The 22056-nt window shown below is 54.2% G+C and carries 21 protein-coding genes; 6 read left to right on the top strand and 15 right to left on the bottom strand.

What is annotated here, in order from left to right; genetic code table 11:
* Positions 1 to 14: 14 nt before the first annotated feature.
* The 4 genes from fdhE to fdnG are packed head-to-tail and all read right to left on the bottom strand — an operon-like array spanning position 15 to position 5538.
* On the bottom strand, positions 15 to 944 hold the full coding sequence (gene fdhE, locus HV037_RS23465) for a formate dehydrogenase accessory protein FdhE (RefSeq protein WP_003028685.1): 930 nt from the start codon (positions 942 to 944) through the stop codon (positions 15 to 17).
* Positions 941 to 1576, bottom strand: a complete 636-nt coding sequence (gene fdoI / locus HV037_RS23460) for a formate dehydrogenase cytochrome b556 subunit (protein ID WP_003028686.1) — start codon at positions 1574 to 1576, stop codon at positions 941 to 943. The genes fdhE and fdoI overlap by 4 nt, the downstream gene beginning before the upstream one ends.
* Positions 1573 to 2475: a formate dehydrogenase O subunit beta gene (gene fdoH, locus HV037_RS23455; protein WP_003028691.1), complete on the bottom strand. Its 903-nt coding sequence runs from the start codon at positions 2473 to 2475 to the stop codon at positions 1573 to 1575. The genes fdoI and fdoH overlap by 4 nt, the downstream gene beginning before the upstream one ends.
* A gap of 12 nt (positions 2476 to 2487) precedes the next feature.
* The gene (fdnG, locus tag HV037_RS23450) at positions 2488 to 5538 is read right to left on the bottom strand and encodes a formate dehydrogenase-N subunit alpha (RefSeq protein ID WP_088583081.1); all 3051 of its coding nucleotides are present in this window, start codon (positions 5536 to 5538) and stop codon (positions 2488 to 2490) included.
* Positions 5539 to 5732: 194 nt separating this feature from the next.
* Here fdnG and fdhD point away from each other — a divergent pair, with 194 nt between their 5' ends.
* Together fdhD and HV037_RS23440 are read left to right on the top strand one after the other, a co-directional pair.
* A complete protein-coding gene (fdhD, locus tag HV037_RS23445) occupies positions 5733 to 6569 on the top strand; it encodes a formate dehydrogenase accessory sulfurtransferase FdhD (RefSeq protein WP_103284389.1) in 837 nt (278 codons plus the stop codon).
* Positions 6570 to 6697: 128 nt separating this feature from the next.
* Positions 6698 to 6910: a DUF1471 domain-containing protein gene (locus HV037_RS23440; protein WP_003825262.1), complete on the top strand. Its 213-nt coding sequence runs from the start codon at positions 6698 to 6700 to the stop codon at positions 6908 to 6910.
* Positions 6911 to 6966: 56 nt separating this feature from the next.
* Here the strand turns inward: HV037_RS23440 and HV037_RS23435 are convergent, their stop codons facing one another.
* The 6 genes from HV037_RS23435 to HV037_RS23410 all read right to left on the bottom strand — a co-directional run bounded on the left by HV037_RS23435 (position 6967) and on the right by HV037_RS23410 (position 12839).
* Positions 6967 to 8712 (bottom strand): putative frv operon regulatory protein, encoded by a 1746-nt coding sequence (locus HV037_RS23435; protein ID WP_103284388.1) that lies wholly within the window; start codon positions 8710 to 8712, stop codon positions 6967 to 6969.
* Complete coding sequence (locus HV037_RS23430; protein WP_103284387.1) at positions 8712 to 9782, bottom strand: aminopeptidase; 1071 nt, start codon at positions 9780 to 9782, stop codon at positions 8712 to 8714. The genes HV037_RS23435 and HV037_RS23430 overlap by 1 nt, the downstream gene beginning before the upstream one ends.
* Entirely contained in the window at positions 9772 to 11217 is a 1446-nt protein-coding gene (locus HV037_RS23425; protein WP_103284386.1) for a PTS fructose-like transporter subunit IIBC, read from the bottom strand. The genes HV037_RS23430 and HV037_RS23425 overlap by 11 nt, the downstream gene beginning before the upstream one ends.
* A 10-nt stretch (positions 11218 to 11227) precedes the next feature.
* Positions 11228 to 11674 (bottom strand): PTS fructose transporter subunit IIA, encoded by a 447-nt coding sequence (locus HV037_RS23420; RefSeq protein ID WP_016157883.1) that lies wholly within the window; start codon positions 11672 to 11674, stop codon positions 11228 to 11230.
* 182 nt (positions 11675 to 11856) lie between these two features.
* Entirely contained in the window at positions 11857 to 12180 is a 324-nt protein-coding gene (locus HV037_RS23415) for an AzlD domain-containing protein (RefSeq protein WP_016155190.1), read from the bottom strand.
* Complete coding sequence (locus HV037_RS23410) at positions 12180 to 12839, bottom strand: AzlC family ABC transporter permease (protein WP_103284385.1); 660 nt, start codon at positions 12837 to 12839, stop codon at positions 12180 to 12182. Before HV037_RS23410 ends, HV037_RS23415 begins: the two co-directional genes overlap by 1 nt.
* A 101-nt stretch (positions 12840 to 12940) precedes the next feature.
* On the opposite strand from HV037_RS23410, the gene HV037_RS23405 reads away from it, so the two are divergent.
* The 4 genes from HV037_RS23405 (at position 12941) to HV037_RS23395 (ending at position 16423) form a co-directional block, all read left to right on the top strand.
* Complete coding sequence (locus tag HV037_RS23405; protein WP_016155192.1) at positions 12941 to 13489, top strand: XRE family transcriptional regulator; 549 nt, start codon at positions 12941 to 12943, stop codon at positions 13487 to 13489.
* A 429-nt stretch (positions 13490 to 13918) separates the two neighbouring features.
* Positions 13919 to 14899, top strand: coding sequence for an IS5-like element ISKpn26 family transposase (locus HV037_RS23400; protein WP_000019445.1), 981 nt, complete (start codon positions 13919 to 13921; stop codon positions 14897 to 14899).
* Positions 14881 to 15078, top strand: coding sequence for a hypothetical protein (locus HV037_RS24865; protein ID WP_146053239.1), 198 nt, complete (start codon positions 14881 to 14883; stop codon positions 15076 to 15078). Before HV037_RS23400 ends, HV037_RS24865 begins: the two co-directional genes overlap by 19 nt.
* Positions 15023 to 16423, top strand: a complete 1401-nt coding sequence (locus HV037_RS23395) for a carbohydrate porin (protein WP_103284482.1) — start codon at positions 15023 to 15025, stop codon at positions 16421 to 16423. Before HV037_RS24865 ends, HV037_RS23395 begins: the two co-directional genes overlap by 56 nt.
* A gap of 294 nt (positions 16424 to 16717) precedes the next feature.
* Here HV037_RS23395 and rhaM read toward each other — a convergent pair whose 3' ends face one another.
* The 5 genes from rhaM to rhaB form a co-directional block, all read right to left on the bottom strand.
* Positions 16718 to 17032 (bottom strand): L-rhamnose mutarotase, encoded by a 315-nt coding sequence (gene rhaM, locus HV037_RS23390; protein WP_080859893.1) that lies wholly within the window; start codon positions 17030 to 17032, stop codon positions 16718 to 16720.
* Positions 17029 to 18177, bottom strand: coding sequence for a lactaldehyde reductase (fucO, locus tag HV037_RS23385; RefSeq protein WP_016155196.1), 1149 nt, complete (start codon positions 18175 to 18177; stop codon positions 17029 to 17031). The genes rhaM and fucO overlap by 4 nt, the downstream gene beginning before the upstream one ends.
* 126 nt (positions 18178 to 18303) lie before the next feature.
* Complete coding sequence (rhaD, locus tag HV037_RS23380) at positions 18304 to 19131, bottom strand: rhamnulose-1-phosphate aldolase (RefSeq protein ID WP_016155197.1); 828 nt, start codon at positions 19129 to 19131, stop codon at positions 18304 to 18306.
* 143 nt (positions 19132 to 19274) lie between these two features.
* Positions 19275 to 20534, bottom strand: a complete 1260-nt coding sequence (gene rhaA, locus HV037_RS23375) for an L-rhamnose isomerase (RefSeq protein WP_019077926.1) — start codon at positions 20532 to 20534, stop codon at positions 19275 to 19277.
* Positions 20531 to 22000, bottom strand: a complete 1470-nt coding sequence (rhaB, locus tag HV037_RS23370; RefSeq protein ID WP_103284384.1) for a rhamnulokinase — start codon at positions 21998 to 22000, stop codon at positions 20531 to 20533. Before rhaB ends, rhaA begins: the two co-directional genes overlap by 4 nt.
* Positions 22001 to 22056: the final 56 nt, after the last annotated feature.

Genomic DNA, 22056 nt, shown 5'->3' with positions numbered 1-22056 from the left:
GTAGTGCGAAGAACTTACTCCCCTTCACCCGGGAACAGGAACGGGTTGATGGAGCTGCGGGCAAAGCCCTCTTGCTCCATGTGTGCGTCCAGCATCAGTGAAGCGAGATCGTCGGCTACGGCCTCGACTTTCGGGTCTTTTTCCTGATAGAGAATCTTCAGGTAAGTCCCGCAATCGCCGCAGCTTTCAGCTTTAATTGCCGCCTGTTCGTTATCCAGCGACCAGTAGTTCAAATCACGGCTCTGCTCACAGTTGCTGCACTTCACGCGCACCACGTGCCACTCGGTTTCGCACAGGTTGCAGTGCAAATAGCGCAGCCCCTGAGTGGTACCGATTTGCACCATGCTGGAGACCGGCATTGAACCACACACCGGGCAGTACTGACGCTGTTCGCCGTATTCCGCACGGGCTTTGCCGGGAATCAGGCTCGCCATCTGCGCCCAGTAGAGCGACAGGGCAGCCCAAATGAACGGTGCTTTGTCGCTGCTGACGGAGGCGAAATCGGAGGCAAACAGCGCGCTGGCCATCAGTTCCAGCTCCTGCTCCGAGGCTTTTTCCAGATTCTCGATCACGGCCAGCGCAGGGCCGCTCATTTCCGGCTTCAGCTCAGCAATTAGCGATTGCAGCAGTTTTTGCCAGTGCTTGTCGCGTGGCAGAACGTGGATATCCAGTGGCGGTTTGCCCTGATCGTTCGCTTCTTTGATGCGAGCGGTCAGATCCATCTGCAGCGGATGGTCGTACAACACCACTTCCTGCGCGTGAGCGATCAGCGCGGCAAAACGCAGGTAATCACCCAGTGGGTTGTTCTCGGCCAGCTCGCGCAGACGTTCAGCGCGGCGGTTATACAAATTTTTGAGTCTGGGGAATAATAACGGCGGAATCATATCCGCCGTGCGTTTCTCGCTCTTCTCCAGCTCATCTTGCGGGATTATGCGAATACTCATTCAGATGACTTTTCCTGTTTCTGGCGGACTTCACGGTACCAGCGCGGGTGATGTTTCTTCGCCCATGAGCTGGTAACCCATCCTTCCACCATCGCGGTAATGGTGCCTTTCACCCAAAGGGCGGCGTAAATGTGCACCATGATAACCACAATTAACGCTACTGCGGCAAATGAATGCAGCATTAACGCGAATCGGATCACCGGGATTGAGAAAGCAGGCGCAAAATACGGACGCCAGATGACCACTCCGCTCACCAGCAACAGGACCAGGAAGATAATCGCCGCCCAGAATACGCATTTCTGGCCGAAGTTATAACGTCCAGTGTCACCTACTTCCTCGTTGACGACAATCTTACGAATATTCTTCGCCCAAAAGATATCATCCCGATTGATTAGATTGTGGTGCCAGTAACGGAAAAACATGATGATAAACGAGGCAAACATGATCACGCCGACAAACGGGTGCACAATTCGCGCCAGTTGCGGCGTGCCCATGATGTGCATCAGCCAGTTAAAAGACGGGAAGAGAAAACCCATCCCGCTCACTGCCGCCAGAATGAAGCAGAAGGCGGTGATCCAGTGGTTGATGCGTTCCGGCGCCGTGTAGCGCACGATGGTGTCACGACGTTTCATTTGCGCACCTCGTCTTTTTCTTCATGCAGATTGTCTTCTTCCTCTTCCGCACGGTTCGGGCCTACGCCGACGTAGTGGAAGATACTGGCCGCAAATGTCGCTGCAAAGCCGACGGCTGCGAGAGGTTTCCAGATGCCTTTCCAGAACTTCACGGTGGCGCTGATTTCCGGGTTCTCCGGCAGACCGTGGTACAGATTCGGCTTGTCCGCATGGTGCAATACGTACATCACGTGCGTACCGCCAACGCCTGCCGGATCGTACAGACCCGCGTTTTCGTAACCACGCGTTTTCAGCTCCGCCACGCGCTCACCGGCCAGCGTTTTCATCGACTCTTTAGTGCCGAAATGAATAGCGCCGGTTGGACACGTTTTCACGCAGGCTGGTTCTTGTCCGACCACTACACGGTCAACGCACAGCGTACATTTGTAAACGCGGTTGTCTTCCGGGTTGAGGCGCGGCACGTCGAACGGGCAGCCCGCGATACAGTAGCCACAGCCGATGCACTGCTCGGACTGGAAGTCGACGATACCGTTGGCATACTGAATGATTGCTCCTTCGGCCGGACACGCCTTCAGGCAGCCCGGATCGGCGCAGTGCATACAGCCATCCTTGCGGATTAGCCACTCCAGTTTGTCGTTTTGTTCCACTTCCGAGAAGCGCATTACCGTCCAGGATTTAGCGGTCAAATCAGCCGGGTTGTCGTACACCCCAACGTTGTTGCCCACTTCATCACGGATGTCGTTCCATTCTGAACACGCCACCTGACACGCTTTACAGCCGATACAGGTGGTGACGTCGATAAGCTTCGCCACCTCTTCCTGATGGTCCCGCGCCTGAGGCGCGGGGGTGAAACCGTTAGTGGCGGAACGACGAATGATGTCTTGCGATTGATAAGCCATAGGTCGTCTCCGTTACACCTTTTCCACGTTCACGAGGAAGGACTTAAATTCCGGCGTCTGCGTGTTCGCATCACCGACGAATGGCGTTAACGTGTTAGCGATAAAGCCTTTTTTCGCCACACCTTCGTAGCCCCAGTGAATCGGGATTCCGATAGTGTCGATATCCTGACCGTTGGCCTTCAACGTGCGAATACGTTTGGTCACCACCGCTTTGGCTTTAATGTAGCCACGGTTAGAGGAGACTTTGACGGTATCGCCATGAGAGATACCGAGCTTATTCGCCAGCTTCTCGCCAATTTCCACAAACTGCTCCGGCTGGGCGATAGCGTTAAGCAGCGCATGCTTAGTCCAGTAGTGGAAGTGCTCGGTCAGACGGTAGGTCGTACCGACGTACGGGAACTTATCCGCTTTACCCAGTGCTTCCGCGTCACCTTTAAAGATACGTGCGGCAGGGTTAGAGATAACGTTCGGGTGCAGCGGGTTAGTCCCCAGCGGCGTTTCAAACGGCTCGTAGTGTTCCGGGAACGGACCTTCTGCCATCTTATCGATAGCAAACAGGCGTCCCATCCCTTCCGGCTGCATGATGAACGGCCCAACGTTGCTGCCCGGTGCGGCGGCACTGTAGTCAGGAATATCCATCCCGCTCCATTTCGCCCCGTCCCATTTCAGGATCTGACGTTTTGGATCCCACGGATTCCCCTGCGGGTCAGCGGAGGCGCGGTTATACAGAATGCGGCGGTTGAGCGGCCACGCCCATGCCCAGCCCAGCGTATTGCCAAGGCCTGAAGGATCGGCGTTATCGCGACGTGCCATCTGGTTGCCTTCCGGCGTCCAGCTACCGGCAAAAATCCAGCAGCCGCTGGAGGTGGTACCGTCGTCACGCAGTTGGGCGAACGAGCTAAGCTGTTGGCCTTTCTTGACGATAACGGCACCGGTGGCCGGGTCGATAATGTCGGCCAGGGCTTTACCGTTGCTCTCCATCGCCACTTCTTCCGAAGCCGGTTCGTGTGGTGTGGAGTAGTTCCAGGTCATGCTCAGTACCTGTTCCGGGTTCGCGCCACCCTGCTCGGCATACATCTTGCGCAGACGCAGGAAGATACCGGCGAGGATTTCACCATCGGTAACGGCAATTCCTGGGGCATCCGCACCTTTCCAGTGCCACTGCAGCCAGCGACCGGAGTTGACGATAGAACCGTTCTCTTCGGCGAAGCAGGTGGACGGCAGACGGAAGACTTCGGTCTGGATTTTCGACGGGTCAACATCGTTCGACTCACCGTGGTTCTGCCAGAAGGTGGAGGTCTCTGTGTTGAGCGGGTCGATGGTGACCAGGAACTTCAGTTTGGATAGCGAAGCCACCACCTTGTTTTTATTCGGGAATGATGCGACCGGGTTAAAGCCCTGGCAGATATAGCCATTCACTTTGCCCTGGTTCATCATCTCGAAGTACTGCAGGACGTCGTACCCTTTATCCCACTTCGGCAGCCAGTCGAAGCCCCAGCTGTTTTCCGCTGTCGCTTTATCGCCAAAGAAGGCTTTCATCATCGAAACGAAGAATTTCGGGTAGTTGCCCCAGTAGTTCACCTGGCCTTCCAGCAACGGTTTTGGCGTGTTGGCGGCAAGGTAAGTTTGCAGGTCAGTTTGCTTCTCGCTTGGCAGCGTCATATAGCCCGGCAGGCTTTGTGACAGCAGACCTAAGTCGGTCAGACCCTGAATGTTAGAGTGTCCGCGCAGGGCGTTAACGCCGCCGCCTGCCATCCCCATATTGCCCAGCAGCAACTGGATCATCGCCATGGTACGGATGTTCTGCGCACCAACGGAGTGTTGCGTCCAGCCCAGTGCGTACAGGAACGACGCGGTTTTATCTGGGCGGCTTGTTTCTGCGATGTACTCACAGACCTTCAGGAAGTCGGCCTTTGGCGTACCGCAGATATTTTCTACGACGTCCGGCGTGTAGCGGGAGACGTGCTGTTTCAGCAGGTTCCATACGCAGCGCGGGTGTTGCAGGGTGACATCGCGTTTGGCGAAGCCTTTTTCATCCAGTTCGTAGTTCCAACTGGTTTTGTCATACTTGCGTTTGTCCGCGTCGTAGCCGGTAAACAGGCCATCTTCGAAACCGTAATCTTCACGCACGATCAGGCTGGCGTTGGTATAGGCTTCAGTGTATTCGCGGTTGAATTTTTCGTTGTTCAGCAGGTACAGCAAAACGCCTGACAGGAAAGCAATGTCAGTACCGGAACGAATCGGAGCATAGAAATCAGCCACCGCCGCGGTTCGCGTAAAGCGCGGATCGATAACAATCAGCTTCGCGCCGTTGTGAATTTTGGCTTCCATCGCCCAGCGGAACCCGACCGGGTGAGCTTCAGCGGCGTTACCGCCCATTACCACAACGAGGTTGGCGTTTTTAATGTCGACCCAGTGGTTGGTCATCGCACCGCGACCAAATGTTGGAGCAAGACTTGCTACCGTTGGTCCGTGTCAGACGCGTGCCTGGTTGTCGACCGCGAGCATACCAAGCGCGCGGGAGAATTTTTGTGTTAAATAGCCGGTTTCGTTACTGGAAGCGGAAGCACACAGCATCCCGGTGGAAAGCCAGCGGTTAACGGTTACGCCTTCGGCGTTTTGTGCAACGTAGTTAGCGTCGCGGTCTTCTTTCATCAGCTTAGCGATGCGGTCAAATGCCTCATCCCAGCTAATCTGTTGCCACTTATCAGAGCCAGGTGCGCGGTATTCCGGGAATTTCAGGCGGCTTTCAGAGTGGATGAAGTCCACAAGTCCTGCCCCTTTCGGGCACAGTGCGCCACGGTTCACCGGGTGATCCGGGTCCCCTTCGATATGGAAGATGGATGCTTTGGCGTTTTTTGCTCCGTCACCGAGACTGTACATTAACAGTCCACAGCCAACGGAACAGTAAGTGCAGGTGTTACGGGTTTCGCGGGTGCGCAGCAATTTATATTGCCGTGTTTCCGCTAGCGCTACGCCGGGTGCAAAGCCCAGTGCCGCTGCCGTGGTGCCTGCCATACCGCCAGCGCAGATCTTAAAGAACTGCCTTCTGCTGACCTGCATGGTTCGCTCCTTGTTTCGACATTGTCACGTTCCCTTCGTTTTCCTATAACGCGAACGCGAGGGAAGTGGTTGTTATTTTTCTTTGCGGACGGGACCGCAAAGGTCCAGAATTGGGTGAATTTCCCTCCGTCCAGGAGGGGTTTGTAAAGAATACCACAATGTTGGTATGCGTGTTCCAATACGGTTAAAAGAAAGTGAATAAGATTATTCAAGAAAACATCAAGAATGTGACATCTCCGACAGGATCTCGTCAGTTGACCCTCTGGAAGCGCGAGGACTTGCAACATCCTCAGCCAGATGAGGTAGCTGAAGAAGTGCCTGTGGCGCTGGTATACAACGGGATTTCACACGTGGTGATGATGGCATCACCGAAAGATCTTGAGCACTTTGCGATGGGTTTTTCACTTTCTGAAGGCATTATTGAGTCCTCGCAAGATATTTACGGGATGGACGTGGTGCCTTCCTGCAACGGATTAGAAGTGCAGGTTGAGCTGTCCAGCCGGCGCTTTATGGGGCTGAAAGAGCGTCGTCGCGCACTGGCCGGTCGGACTGGCTGCGGTGTTTGTGGCGTGGAACAACTTAATGATATTGGCAAACCGGTCCAGCCGCTGCCGTTTACCCAGACATTCAATCTGGCGCATCTCGATAACGCCTTAAGGCATCTCCCTGATTTCCAGCCTGTTGGGCAACTGACAGGCTGCACGCACGCGGCTGCCTGGGTACAGCCGTCAGGTCATCTGGCGGGCGGACATGAAGATGTTGGACGTCATGTTGCGCTGGATAAACTGCTGGGACGACGTGCGATCGAAGGGGAAACCTGGCGGCAGGGCGCGGTATTAGTCTCCAGCCGCGCCAGCTACGAGATGGTGCAGAAGTCGGCAATGTGCGGCGTGGAAATCCTGTTTGCTGTTTCTGCGGCGACAACGCTCGCTGTGGAAGTTGCCGAACGCTGTAACCTGACGCTGGTGGGTTTTTGCAAACCGGGCCGGGCGACGATTTATACACATCCCGAGCGTCTGATAACTGAGTAACCAGTATTCAATTAATTTGAATAAGACTGGCAAATCCTTCCGCTTTTAGTTGTGCGATGAGATGGCTATTATTTATCACATCAAGGCACGGTGCCTTAATCAAACAACTAAGTTAAAGGGTTTATATCATGAAAAGCATCAAAACTTTTGTCGCAGTTATCGCTCTGGCTACTTCTTTCGGTTCTTTCGCTGCTCAGACAGTTACCGCAACTGGTTCTACACTGGAAAGCGCTGAAGCAAAAATTGCCGCTCAGGCTGAACGTGCAGGTGCCAGCGATTATAAAATCACTCAGGCATACACCGGCAACCGCGTGCACATGACCGCTGAACTGCTGAAATAAGATACCTCAGTACTGTCGAAAGAGCGCCCTTGAGGCGCTTTTTTCATTTCCGGCATTCACTGCCTGAGCAATGCGATAAACGCGTTATAGTCTTTCAATCCCGCAATAGTTTCTGCCGGATGGCTGCTCAGCACGCTGGATAAATAACTGAAGATTTTTAGCTCATGCCGCGCCTCGGCGGCGGCACAGGCGATTAGGACATGGCTGACCGGTTCGTTATTCACCAGAATAGGGTGTGCGAGGGTAATAAAGAAACCACGAAAGCGGCGCTCCTGTTCGCTCCAGCAATGAGGAATCGCCAGGCGATTCACGATCAGGTTTTCACCTTCATGCTCCCGGGCGCAAATGCGCAGCGCTTCGTCCTCGGTGATATGGCTCTGTGCCACAAGCTGGCCGCAGATCCGGCCGATGATACTCTGCCAGCTTTCGGTCTTCATATTGGCGTAATGGAAGCTGCCCGGCTGTAAAAAGAAACGTTCGGGCTGCTGGCGGATAAAGGCCGTCGCGAGGAAGTGTTTAATCTGCTCGGTACCTGCAGCGGTGATGATGTTCTTGATGGTTAAGGTATTTTTTATAGATTCATCAAGTAAATAGTGACTATTGTTGATGATTAACAGTGGGGTGATTTCTTCACTGATGGCGCTGACTTCACTCGTATTTCGCGCAATGATCACCCGACAATTCAGAACATCTCGCTCAATGGCCTGTTGGTTGATGGTGGCGATAGCATTCTGGTCGGATAACAAAATGACCGGCTGGCGCTCGTTTTGATGGCGCTCCAGTGCGCAGGCGAAGTAAAGCCCGATGAGGTCGCTATCGAACAGTGGGATATCCAGTTTTTCACGCAACAGGGCAATAAAACGCAGACTCAAATCGAAGGCGGCAGGCCAGGTCGACTTCAGGTTGTGCATACTGCTCTGGCGATGTTCCGGTACCCAAACCGGGGCAGAGACGCATCTCAGCAGGTGGCCGGTAATATTATCAACCAGTTGGGTATCGATAACGTTCAACGCAGCGATGCCGGGAACGCTTTTTAACAACAAGGTCACCGCATCGGCAGAGATTGTCATTGCCTGCCGTTGTCTGATTTCCAGAAGGCCGGTCAGTGTTCTGAAGGCGTTCTCGCCCAGGTAGACTCCTCCTTGTTCCACCGCATTTTTCAGTGAAACATACCGACACTCCGGCCATGCCCCGGAGAGCTGGTTACGCAGGGCATAGACGGCCAGCACCAGACTTGCCAGGTACTCTCCCGAGATGAGCGGGAATTCATTAAGTTTTTCACATGCTGCATTGAGCCTGTCGATGTTGTCTCGGGTAATACCCGGCAGTGGAATTAAGAGGGGATCTTTTTTAAGCAGATTCGCCAACAGGATAATGCGCTTTTCTTCTGGTTCATCAATGAAATGACCGACGCCCGGGCGGCTGGCAAGACAAAAGGCCCGCTCATAGCGCTGCTTCAACCGTGGGAGACGATCGGCCACCCAGGTTTCAGGTAAATTGAGCGCCGAAGCCAGCTGTACACGCGGTGTAAAGGTATTGAGCAGAAGAAAGGCCAGCAACCGGTCATCATTATCATGGCGTTGCAGAAGCTGAAAATAACCGCGTCTGTCGACAATTTCCAACTGATAGCCCGCACTGCCACCGGGCTGAATGCGGGCCTTACCGCTGAGGGTAAAATTGAGGTAGTCAATATCGCGCAGGATGGTTCTGCCTGAAACGCCAGTTTGCCGCGCCAGGTCGCCCAGCAAACACGGCTGCTGTTCAAGAAGATCCACCAATTTTAACTGGCGTTCCGAAAGCATTAACTCTCCCGGCGAAAGTCAGTAAGCGCGCGGACCTTTTCGGTCGACAGCGAGGTGAGCAGTTCGCGCACCAGCGTAAACAGCGCGTCGTAATCCGATGCGGAAATCATGCCGCTGTTGGCGTGGAGATAGCGAGTCGGCAGGCATAGCGCCGCCACCGGACGACCGCCGCCCATAACGTTATAGCGTCCACCGTCCGTCGCCCCGGTTTTCATGGTGCAAAACTGCAATGACGCGCCGCTGCTTTCTGCACACGCTTTTAATGTGGCAACCAACTGCTGATTAGGGAAATAGCGCTTATCGAACAGCATCAGCCCTGGGCCCTCGCCAAGCTTGAGTGGGTATTTAATGCCGTCGATTCCGGGCACATCGCCCGCAACCGCAGTATCCAGCACGATCACCATATCGGGCTTGATATGCTCCGCTGAGGTTTGCGCCCCGCGTAGACCCACTTCTTCTTCCACGCTGCCCACGCCGTACAGGGTAATTTCAGGGTTATCCACGGTTTGTAAAAGCTCGGCCATCAGGGCGCAGCCGACGCGATTATCCAGCGCTTTGCCGACGATCTTATCTTCGCCCCAGCGAGCGAAATTGGCTTCCGGGCTAACGAAGTCACCGATCGCAATTCCGCGGTTTTCTACTTCTTCGCGGCTGTTGGCACCAATATCGATGAACATTTCGTCAAATGTCAGAGGTTGTTGTTTCTGCTTTTCCGTTAAGGCGTGCGGTGCTACGGAGCCGATTATGCTAGGGATTTTGACGCCCTTGCGGGTGCGGATGGCGACCCGGTGGTTCAGCATCGACTGGCTCCACCAACCGCCAATGGTGGTGAAGCGCAAAAAGCCGCTTTCGTCGATATGCGTGACCATAAAGCCCACTTCATCCATGTGACCAACGATGGCAACCTTCGGCCCACGGTTGCCCTTGCGTGCGACAAAGCTGCCGAGGCCGTCAAAAGTGATTTCATCGACGCTGGAATCCAGCGCATTAATGAGAAGAGTGCGAACTTCCTGCTCATCACCGCTGACGGCGCTGGCTTCGCATAACTGCTGAAGTAACTCAATGTTCATGGGCAAGCTCCTGCTGTGCGGCTTTACGTTTCAGCCACAATCCTTTCAGGATGATAATTAACGAAATGTTCAGCGCCAGACCGATAGCCAGCACCAGGTAAAATGACCCCACCGGAGACATCAGGCCAATCAGCGGATCAAAGATACCTAAACCCGGCGCGAGACGTTTGATTCCAAAGGCGATGACCAGCATGCCGGTAATACCACCGGAGAGCGTATTGGCGGTAATCATCGGCAGCGGCGCGGCCAGCGCATAGGGGATTGCCGGTTCGGTGGCGACGGTGGCACCCACCACAATCGCACTGCTGGCGGCGGCCTTCTCCTGCTGGGTAAACAGTTTTGGCGCTAAATAGGTAGCGATACCTGCCGCGACGGGCGGCATCAGTGCCACCACGCCGACGATGGCGTACCAGTCATAGATATGTTTTTCCAGCAGTGAGAAGCAGAAGAACCAGGCCGTTTTATTGATTGGCCCGCCCATATCAAATGCCAGCATTGCGCCAACGAGGAAGGCTGCGCCCATTTTCATTGATGGTGGAATAGTGTTCAGGAAGTGCAGCAGGCCCCCCATGATGTCGGACATCACCGGACCGATGACGTAATAAGTCAGTACGCCAAACACCAGCAAAGTGACAAACGGGATCAGCATGGAGCCGAGCAGCGGCTGCAACGCTTTGCCGAGCCGAACCTTGCGAAACCAAAGCACAAAGTAGCCAATTGCCAGCCCGAGTACGACCGCGCCGAGAAACCCCGCACCGGACTGGGTGCCGAGAAGACCTTTATCGTTCGCCAGGTAACACACCAGAAACGCCGGGGCAAAAGCGGGCTTATCGGCAATCGACCACGCGATGTATGCCCCCATAATGGGGATCATAAAGGTGAAGCCCAGATAGCCGATGGATTCAACAACCCAGGTGAACGACGGCGCACCTTTCGACATATCGGCATAGGGCAAACCGAACTGCACCAGCATATTAGCGATGGCAACCAGAATACCGCCGCCAATAACAAACGGCAGCGCGGCGGAAACGCCAGCCATCAGGTGGCTCATCACGCTACCGTGCTGGACCTCCTGTTTTCCCAGCTTCACGCTGCTATCAGTGGCAAAAAGTTGTGAATGAGTCGGTAACTGCGTAAAAATCAGGTCGATATTTTTCAGCGCCTGGGAAATGACTATTTCATAGACTTTTTTCCCGGCGAAACGCCCCCGGTCTTCGCCGCTCAGGCCGCGACCTGTAGCCAGAATAACGTAATCGGCAGCGGCAATTTCTTCACTGGTCAGTCGGTTTTCGACGCCGCTTGAGCCCTGGGTTTCGACTTTAATCGTATGGCCGAGCGAGCGCGCTTTTTGCTCCAGCGCTTCTGCCACCATATAAGTGTGGGCGATACCCGCCGGACAGTTGGTAATCGCCACTAAACGCAAGGATGACTCCATAGCCGCTTCCTTATGAGGTTAAGGTCTGATTGAGCAGGGCGAGTACCTGGTCGGTGTCGCCTTGCTTCAGTTGGTTGATGAAATCTTGATGGATAATTTTGCGGCACAGGGTGCCGATAATTTTGACCTGATCGTCCTCGCCCGTTTGTGGCACGCCGAGGCAGATCCAGCAGTTAACGTCCTCGCCGTCGCTGGCTTTCCAGTCCACTTTTTCTGATTTGCGCGCAAACAAGACGAAGGGGCGTGTGATACAGACGCTTTTACCGTGTGGGACGGCAATGCCCGAACCAAAGCCGGTGGAATGCAGCTTTTCGCGTATCAGCAGCGTTTGCAGGAAGGCGCTGCGGTCAGAGACGTAGCCATTTTGAAGCGCCATATTCGCCAGTTGCTTGAGGATGGCATAAACGCTATTCCCCTGAATATTCAGGTCAATGCAGTTAGCTGTAAGGGCTGTCATGGTGGGACTCCGTTAAAAACTGTTTGATTTGATTTTAACGGTGAGATGGTGAAGAGATGAGCAGCAATATGTCAGCGGGAAGTGACAATTTGAGGCAGAGTTAGCGCCTGGTTTTGTGGGGTAAAACACATAACGCTACAGGTGATTACCCTGATGAATATTTCGCCAGGGTAATTATATTCTTAGTGTATACCCACCATTCGTAACAGCGCGGTTACCACCGCAGCGGCAACGATCACCACGATCAGCGGCATCTTACGCCAGGCGAGAAATACCGCAAAAGCCACGCCGAGTACGCGCGCCATTCCGGCAAAGTGTTCGCCCTCGTAAAAGGTGGTCGCCAGCGCAACGGAGAACAGTAATACCGTTGCGGCGTCGGAAAGCAGCGCCTGCGAGCGTTCTGAGAACGCTAAACGGCTTCCAAGCTTGGCTCCCCCTAAACGCATTAAATACGTTCCCAGAGATAGCATGGCGATACCGACGATAAACAGCGTCATGTTGCCCATTATTTTTTCCTCGTCAGTAAGCCAAAGAGTGAGAGCAAAACCGGTAAACCGACCGGCGCAAAGGGAATGGCGGCAAGCGACAACGTGGCGCCGCTACAGGCACGAATCAGCGTAGTGCGGTTTTTGAATGCCGGGACGACCAGAGCCAGCAGAATGGCAGGGAAGACGGCATCCAGACCGATGGTTTCCGGGGCAGGGAGCAGTTTGCCGACGCCTGCGCCGATCAGGGTGCCAACAGGCCAGAAAATTGCGACGCCCAGACCGCACAGCCAGTAGGCGGCTTTACGTTGCTCAGGCGTTTTTTGCGACAGGCCAAAGACCACGCTTTCGTCATTCATAATATGACAGCCGAAGAAACTGGCAGCTCGGGTGCCTACCAGATCGCGCACGGTGACGCCGAACGGCACGTGTCGGGCGTTAACCAGTAAACCGGCAGCCGCAGCCGCCAGTGGATTACCACCGCTGGCGATAATGCCGATAAACATAAACTCGGACGCGCCCGCCAGCACAGTAATAGAGAGTACAAACGGTACCCACAGCGGGAAGCCGTAGGCCATCGCCAGCGAGCCGTATGACATGCCGACTACACCGACGGCCAGACAGACTAAAAATATTGCTTTTATCGTGTCGCCTTTGAGACTGGAAAAATAATGTTTCATACCGTTTTAGCCATATCGAACGAGTTTCCATTATAATGAACGCGACCAATTGGCTTTACAAGTCGAACAATTCGTTCGATATAAAAAACATGGAGTCGTGAATGACCCAGCCCATCAGTATGATCGCGAAAAGTCTGGTGCGTGAACGTCAGCGCACTGGTTTGTCGCTGGCGGAGATTGCCCGTCGCGCGGGGATTGCAAAATCGACACTCTCGCAATTGGAAGCGGGCAATGGAAATCCTAGCCTGGAAACGCTCTGGTCGCTGTGTGTGGCGTTAGATATTCCCTTTGCGCGCCTGCTGGAACCGCAGGAGCAAAAAACGCAGGTGATTCGCCGCGGCGAAGGGACAAAAGTCGTGGCTGAGCAGGCCCACTATCAGGCCATTTTACTGGCCGCCTGCCCACCGGGTGCGCGGCGGGATATCTATCTGCTGCTGACGCAGCCGGGCGCGGATCGTATTTCACAACCGCATCCACCGGGATCGGTTGAACATATTATCGTAACGCAGGGTAAGGCGATGGTGGGATTGACGGAAGCGCCGGAGGAGTTAGGTGAGGGCGATTATATTTGTTACCCTGCCGATCAAGCGCATATCTTTAAAGCACTGGAGCCTGACACTCAGGCGATTCTGGTTTCTGAGCAAAGTTAATTGAACGCATATTAAATAAAGGCGCGGCGATTATTGTTCGCGCTTTTATTATTTTTAATTATATATTGTTGTTATTCATATAAAATTGTTTTTATTATTTTTCGTTAATTTCAGCACTATTGTTATATCCCTCACATTCTTAATTATATCTACGTTACACATAAAAAAATCAGTATGATAATAAATATTAGCCTGCACTGGTGCCACGTTTTAATGTTCTGATTTTATTTCAGTCATCGGTATCGTATTACCTATAAAAATATTTTTTGGATTTGCATGTTGCGCGTCTTCCGGTCGGAAGACGTTGGACGATCTTTATTTCAAGGAAAGCAAATAATGAAGAAATCGACATTAGCTTTAGGGAAGGTGCGAACAAGTTCCTGATATGAGATCATCATATTCATCCGGAGCGCATCCCAGAGGGACATCATGAGCCATCAACTCACCTTCGCCGATAGTGAATTCAGCACTAAGCGCCGTCAGACCCGAAAAGAGATTTTCCTCTCCCGCATGGAGCAGATTCTGCCATGGCAGAATATGACCGCTGTCATCGAGCCGTTTTATCCCAAGGCGGGCAATGGCCGACGGCCCTATCCGCTGGAGACCATGCTGCGTATTCACTGCATGCAGCATTGGTACAACCTGAGCGACGGTGCCATGGAAGATGCCCTGTACGAAATCGCCTCCATGCGCCTGTTTGCCCGATTATCCCTGGATAGCGCCCTGCCGGATCGCACCACCATCATGAATTTCCGCCACCTGCTCGAGCAGCATCAACTGGCCCGTCAATTGTTCAAGACCATCAATCGCTGGCTGGCCGAAGCAGGCGTCATGATGACCCAAGGCACTTTGGTGGATGCCACCATCATTGAGGCACCCAGCTCTACCAAGAACAAAGAGCAGCAACGCGATCCGGAGATGCATCAGACCAAGAAAGGCAATCAGTGGCACTTTGGCATGAAGGCCCACATTGGTGTCGATGCCAAGAGTGGCCTGACCCACAGCCTGGTCACCACCGCGGCCAACGAGCATGACCTCAATCAGCTGGGTAATCTGCTTCATGGAGAGGAGCAATTTGTCTCAGCCGATGCCGGCTACCAAGGAGCGCCACAGCGCGAGGAGCTGGCCGAGGTGGATGTGGACTGGCTGATCGCCGAGCGTCCCGGCAAGGTAAAAACCTTGAAGCAGCATCCGCGCAAGAACAAAACGGCCATCAACATCGAATACATGAAAGCCAGCATCCGTGCCAGGGTGGAGCACCCGTTTCGCATCATCAAGCGGCAGTTCGGCTTCGTGAAAGCCAGATACAAGGGGCTGCTGAAAAACGATAACCAACTGGCGATGTTATTCACCCTGGCCAACCTGTTTCGGGTGGACCAAATGATACGTCAGTGGGAGAGATCTCAGTAAAAACCGGAAATAACGCCAGAAATGGTGGAAAAAATAGCCTAAATAGGCTGATTCGATGTGTTTGCGGGAAAAAAATCGGCCCAGATCCGCGAAATTTTAATCAGCGAGTCAGCTTGGGAAGAAATGACCTGCTTATTCGCACCTTCCTTAGCAATAGGTCTATTATTAGTGGCAAATAATGGCTTTGCTAAAACGCAAAAAATGACTCTGGAACAGCGGCTCGAACAGCTGGAGGCTCGGCTGGAAGCTGCGGAAAACCGCGCGGCAAAAGCGGAAAATCAGGTGCAGCAATTGCAGGTACAGCAGGCTGCGGAGATCCAGGAAATTAAAGTTGCTCAGGGAAATACGCCAGTCAACGGCACTACGCCCGCGCAAGAGACCAAAAAGAACGCCACCACCCCTAACCTGGTGCTCTCCGGCTATGGCGATCTGAAAATCTACGGCGACGTGGAATTCAACATGGATGCGGAAAGCAACAAAGGCGTGCTGGCGGCAACCAATTCGAATGTGGGCGACCCAACTAATGAACGCTGGGATCTGAACGGACGCATCCTGCTGGGCTTTGACGGTATGCGTAAGCTGGATAACGGCTATTTCGCCGGTTTCTCAGCGCAACCGCTGGCTGACATGACGGGTTCGGTCAATCTTGATGACGCCGCTTTCTTCTTCGGTCAGGAAAATGACTGGAAAGTAAAAGTCGGTCGTTTCGAAGCTTACGATATGTTCCCGCTGAATCAGGATACCTTTGTTGAGCATTCAGGGCATACCGCCAACGATTTGTATGATGACGGTAGCGGCTACATCTACATGATGAAAGAAGGTCGTGGCCGTTCAGATTCCGGCGGCAGCTTCCTGATGAGCAAACAGCTCGATAACTGGTATTTCGAGTTAAATACCCTGCTGGAAGATGGTACCTCGCTTTATCAGGATAGCCGCTATCATGGTCGTGAAATGTCGCAGGAGAAAAACGTGGCTTATCTGCGCCCGGTCGTCGCCTGGACACCGGTGGATGCGCTGACGATTTCTGCGGCCATGGAATCGAACGTTATCAATAACGCCTATGGATATACCGATGCTCAGGGCAACTTTGTCGATCAGTCCGATCGTACCGGTTACGGTATGACGATGACCTGGAACGGTCTGAAAGCCGATCCGGAAAATGGCCTGGTGTTTAACCTGAACACCGCTTATCTCGATGCGGATAACGAAAAAGATTTTACGGCGGCGGTCAACGCTCTGTGGAAGCGCTTTGAACTGGGCTATATCTATGCTCATAACAAGATCGACGAATTTAACGGTCTGATCGATCACGATGATAATGACTGGTTCTACAATGAGGGCACTTACGATATTCATACCATTCACGCGTCTTATTTAATTCCGAACGTGATGGATATGCAGAACTTTAATATTTATCTCGGCGCTTATTATTCGATGATTAACAGCGATAACAGCAATCCGGAGAATTATACCGACGACGACGACCGTTACGGCGCGCGTCTCCGCTTCAAATACTTCTTCTGATTTTCTGTTCTCAGGCGCCTGGATTCAGGCGCTTTTTCTTAGAGCCTGGTCATCAGGCTTTTATTTTCCCACCCAGTTATTTTTGATTTTGAACTTGTCGGCGCGGTTGTAGCTACATGAGTAGTTAAATGCCGTCCCGTCTTCCAGTTTGGTGACGCCGGAGACTTTCAGCATTGGCAAGCCTGAGCAGGTGCCGGGTTGTGAGGAAAAGGCGTGGATGACAAAACGAACGCAATGCTGCTGACGGGAGAAAAAGGTTTCCTCCCCCGTCCGTCAGGGGAGGAAACAGAGCGGTTAAGGCAGATAAAACACTTCTTTTAGCTCAGCGCTGACCGGGCTGTTGTCCAGGTTTGCCGGCATTACATCACGCATATGCTTCCACCAACGCTGGCAAACATCGGTGCTGGCAACGGCGTTCCAGCGCTCTTCTGACTCAATCTCGACGGTGGCGAACAGCAGGTTGCGTTCCTGGTCGAGATAAATTGCGTAGTGATGGGCACCGTGCTCTTTCAGCACCGCTTCCAGTTCTGGCCAGATGGGATTGTGCCGACGTTGATACTCAACGTGCGCGTCGGCATTCACCTGCATCACAAAAGCCTTGCGGATCATAACGCCTCCAGATACAGCTCGCGGACTTCGTCGCGGCTGGCGGTGCGTGGGTTACACGGTGCGCATGGATCGGCCAACGCTTTATCCAGCCAGCCTTCAATATCCTCTTTCGTCACGCCAAGGGAACTAAAACCAGCCGGAATACCTACACGCTTGCTCAGGGCACGAATCGCGGTGATGGCCTCCATGCTTGCCGCTTCGTCGCTCATCCCGCGGGTGTCCACTCCCATCGCCTGCGCCACTCGGGCAAAACGCGCCACGGCGTTCGGACGGTTAAAGTTTTCGATGATCGGCAGCAGGATGGCGTTGCAGACGCCGTGCGGCAGGTTGTGGGTCGCGCCTGGCTGGTGTGCCAGCGCATGAACCAGTCCAAGACCGGCGCTGTTGAATGCCATACCCGCCAGATACTGACCAAACGCCATTTGCTCACGGGCCTCGAGGTTATGACCATCGTCGACCGCTTTCGGCAGCCACAGGTTGATCAGGCGAATTGCTTCCAGGGCGTTGGCGTCGGTGAGCGGATGCGCGCCAACGGAAACATAGGCTTCCACCGCGTGAGTCAGGGCGTCCATGCCGGTTGCGGCGGTAACGGAGGCTGGGATTTCCAGCATCACGCTGGCGTCATCCACGGCGATATCCGGGATGATGTTCGGGTCGATGATCACCTCTTTGACCTTACGGGCAGAGTCGATAATGACCGCGTTGCTGGTCATCTCTGCTGCTGTACCAGCTGTGGTATTGATGGCAACCAACGGCACGCCCGCATTTTTCACTTTGCCCACGCCGGAGTAAGCGGTAGAAGGGCCAGGGTTGGCGGTCAGGATCTTCACCGCTTTGGCGGTATCGATCGGGCTGCCGCCGCCGAAGGCGATAATATAGTCACATTCTGCCCCCTGATATGCCGTAAAACCTTTCTGTACCAGCTCTTCTGTCGGATTCGGGAACACCTCATCAAACAGGTGGTAAGACATTTGATGTTCATCCAGTGCGGCAAAGAGGCTATCCAGCAGGCCCAGCTTCACCAGTTGACCATCGGTGACGATCAGCGCTTTGCCCCATTGTTTATTCGCCACGAGATTCACCATATCGGCAATCGCGCCGGCGCCATGCAGGCTAATTTTTGGCAGTGCCAACATAAAGCTCATCACTATTCTCCTTAAAAAAAATCCCTGGTGCCCGATGGCATTACGCTTATCGGGCCGACGGTGAAACGTGCATCGTCATGTAGGCCGGATAAAGCGAAGCCGCATCCGGCGTTGAGTTGGCAGGTATCAGTACAGCTCTACGGCGCTGGCCAGCGGGGTCACGCCAAAGCGTTTAGCCAGTGCTACCAGCTCTTCACGTGTGATGGTCTGCTTCATACCGCCCATCGAATAGATTTTGACTAAAACTTCGGCGGATTTTTCTGCGGTATCTATCAAGCCAAATGCTTCGTCGAGGGAGGGACCGCTGCCGAACACGCCGTGGAACGGCCACAGTACCAGCGAGTGTTTCTGCATTTCCTCGGCGGTTGCCTGGCCGATTTCATCCGTACCCGGCACCATCCACGGCAGAATGCCGACGCCATCCGGGAACACCACCAGACACTCGGTGCTGCCTTCCCACAGTTTGCGGGTAATCAGCGGGGTGTTGTTTTCCAGCACGTAGGTCAGGGCGATCAGGTTGGTAGCATGGCAGTGCATGATCACGCGGTCTTTGCCGTTCGTCGCTTTAATACGCTCGCAATGGGAGAGGAAGTGAGCCGGCAACTCAGAGGTTGGCACCGCTTCGTGGGTCAGGCCCCAAAGGATGTGGTAGCCCGCGCCGTCGCTGTCTACTTTCACCACGCCCAAATTTGCCGCGGGATCGAGCTGAACGTTACGGAAAAATTTACCGGAACCGGTGACGATAAACGGCGTGTTCGCCAGCAAAGGCATTGGCTGACTTAGCGCGATATAGCGCGGTTTTTCGTGGAAATCGGCGCTAAATGGCGCAATGTCAGCCTCATCCAGACGCAGCGTCAGGTTGCCGCCGTTACGTTCGTCCCAGCCTTTCAGCCACGCGTCGGAAGTGGCTTTGATCATCCCCTGGACGAACCAGGAATTAGTCATGTTTTGCATATTCGGTGATCCTGTTGATTGCCCGATCGTTATCGGGTCTTACGTAGGCCGGATAAGTGAAGATCCATCCGGCAATCGTGTTTCATTCATTGCCGGATAGCGACGTGGGGCGTCTTATCCGGCCTGTAAGCCTGGTGTCACGGTTAGCTACGTTTGCTCAAAATCTCTTTCTCATAGGCGCGCACGCTGTCCAGCCACTGGCTTCCTGCTGGCGTGTCGTGACGCTGGCAATACATCTCCCAGACGGCCTGCCACGGCAGCGATTTTTGCTCTTCCAGCAGGGCCAGACGAGCGGTGTAGTCGCCGCTGGCTTCAAGCTGACGCAGTTGCTCGGTCGGTTCTAACAGCGCGCGCAGCAGGGCTTTTTTCATATTGCGGGTGCCGATAACCCACGCGGCGATGCGGTTAATAGAGGCGTCGAAGAAGTCGAGGCCGATGTGTACGCGGTCAAACAGGTTGTGGCGGACGATCTCGCTGGCAATCGCCTGCGTTTCGTCATCCAGCAGCACCACGTGATCGCTGTCCCAGCGCACCGGACGGCTGACGTGCAGCAGCAGACGCGGTACGTACAGCATGGCGGCGGAGATTTTGTCGGAAATCACTTCAGTCGGATGGAAGTGACCCGCATCCAGGCACAGCGCGGTTTGACGGCTGGTGGCGTAACCCATATAGAACTCGTTGGAGCCCACGGTGTAGCTTTCGGCGCCGATGCCAAACAGCTTGCTCTCGACGGCGTCGATATGGTGCGCCGGGTCGAGTTTTTCGCTGATCACTTCATCCAGTGCTTCAAGCAGACGTTGGCGCGGCGCTAACCGGTCAACGGTAATGTCTTTCATGCCATCCGGGATCCAGATATTCATCACTGACGGCGTACCCAACTGCTCGCCAAAATACGCTGAGACGCGACGGCTGGCTTTGCAGTGGTCAATCCAAAACTGGCGAATGGTGTCATCGGCGTGGGCCAGCGTGAAGCCGTCGGCGCTCAGCGGGTGAGAGAAGCAGGAGGGGTTGAAATCCAGCCCTAACTGGTTTGCTTTCGCCCACTCGACCCAGTTTTTAAAATGTTCAGGTTTGATTTGGTCGCGGGCAACCGGCGTATCGGACTCCAGATAGATCGCGTGCAAATTCAGACGTTTTGGACCCGGGATCAGGCTCAGCGCCTGCTCCAGATCGGCGCGCAGTTCGGTGGCGTTACGCGCTTTGCCCGGATAGTTGCCGGTAGCCTGAATACCGCCTGTGAGCGAGCCTTCCGGATTCTCGAAACCGGCGACATCATCGCCTTGCCAGCAGTGCATGGAGACCGGCAGACGATCGAGCTGGCGTAAGGCCGCCTCGACATCAATGCCTACCGCGGCGAAACGCAGTTTTGCCAGTTCCCAGGCTTGTTCAAGTTGAGTGGTCATGCGCAAAGCTCCTTTGTCTGTCGTAGTGATGGAAACTGCGCCTGGTAGCGGGCAATTTCACTTTCAGGATTTGGAATGAAGGTGGTCAGGTCGTAGTTGGCACGCACCACCTGACGGAAATCATCGACGTTGTTAAGCTCGTCCAGCGTCATCAACTGGATGCCAATATTGCCGAGCGTGGAGGCCTCAATCGGCCCGGACATCACGCGAATACCGCAGGCATCCGCGCACAGCTGGTTCAGTAGGGCGTTCTGGCAGCCGCCGCCAACGATGTGCAGTTGGCTAAATGCTGCACCACGCAGTTGTGCCAGTTCTTGCAGAATGTCAGCGTATAGCAATGCCAGGCTGTCGAAGATACAGCGCGCCAGTTCAGCGTTTTGCTGGGGAACGGGTTGACCCGATTCACGACAGGCAGTCTGAATTTCCGCGCTCATATCGTCGGGGTTGATAAAGCGATCGTCGTTCGGGTTTATCAGGAATTGGCAGGCCGGCAGCGCTTGCGTTTGGGCAATAAGCGTTGGCAGGTCGGTAATCTGGCGCTCTTTTAAAACGCGCTGGAGCAGCCACAGTCCCATGATGTTTTTCAGTACGCGGTAGCGCCCTTCCGCGCCCCCTTCGTTGGTGATGTTCGCCGCCAGCGCCGCATCGTTGGTATACGGCGTTCTGCTCTCAAAGCCCATCAGCGACCAGGTACCGGAAGAGAGATACGCACTATTTTTATCGGCCAGCGGTGAAGCGATGACCGCGCTGGCGGTGTCGTGACTGGCGACGGCCACAACCGGAATTTGGTTTTTCTGCGGGCAAATCCAGTGACCAATGACGTTCCCCGGATGCGTCGGGCGACCAAACCAGGCTTTGTCTGCCCCGGTCCACGCCAGCAGCGTGTCATCCCAGTCGTCGGTGTTGATATTGACTAACTGGGTGGTGGTGGCGTTGGTGTATTCCCAGTTCAATTTGCCGGTCAGGCGAAAGCTGAAGTAGTCGGGGATCAGCAGGGCATGTGCCACCTGCGCAAGCAGTTCTGGCTGCTGTTCAACCAGCGCACGCAGCTGATACAGGGTGTTAAACGGCAGAAACTGAATGCCGCTACGGCGGTAGATTTCACCTTTACCTGGCTGCGCCATCGCCTGTGACATAATGCCGGTCGTGCGGCTGTCACGGTAAGAGACCGGCAGACCAACACGTTGTCCGGCGTTATCGATCAATACGTAATCCACGCCCCAGGTATCAATGCCAATGCTGTCTATCCGAATGCCTTCATCACAGACTTTTTTCAGTCCAAGGCGAATGTCGTTTTCCAGGCTGTCGATGTCCCAGGTGTCAAAACCGTCCGTTTTTTGCAGACAGTTAACGAAGCGGTGGATTTCACGCAGCGTCAGGGTGCGGTGTTTACTGTCGTAACGTGCGAGCATTACGCGCCCACTGGATGCGCCGAGATCGACAGCGACACAATGGCGAAAAGTCATGGCGAGGTCCTTCTGAGTTTTATTGCACTCAGTCTAAGAACCCCGAATAAAGCGTA

The organism is Citrobacter sp. RHBSTW-00017 (assembly GCF_013797615.1).
Lineage (GTDB): Bacteria > Pseudomonadota > Gammaproteobacteria > Enterobacterales > Enterobacteriaceae > Citrobacter > Citrobacter braakii.
This window is presented reverse-complemented; position numbering and strand designations above follow the sequence as displayed.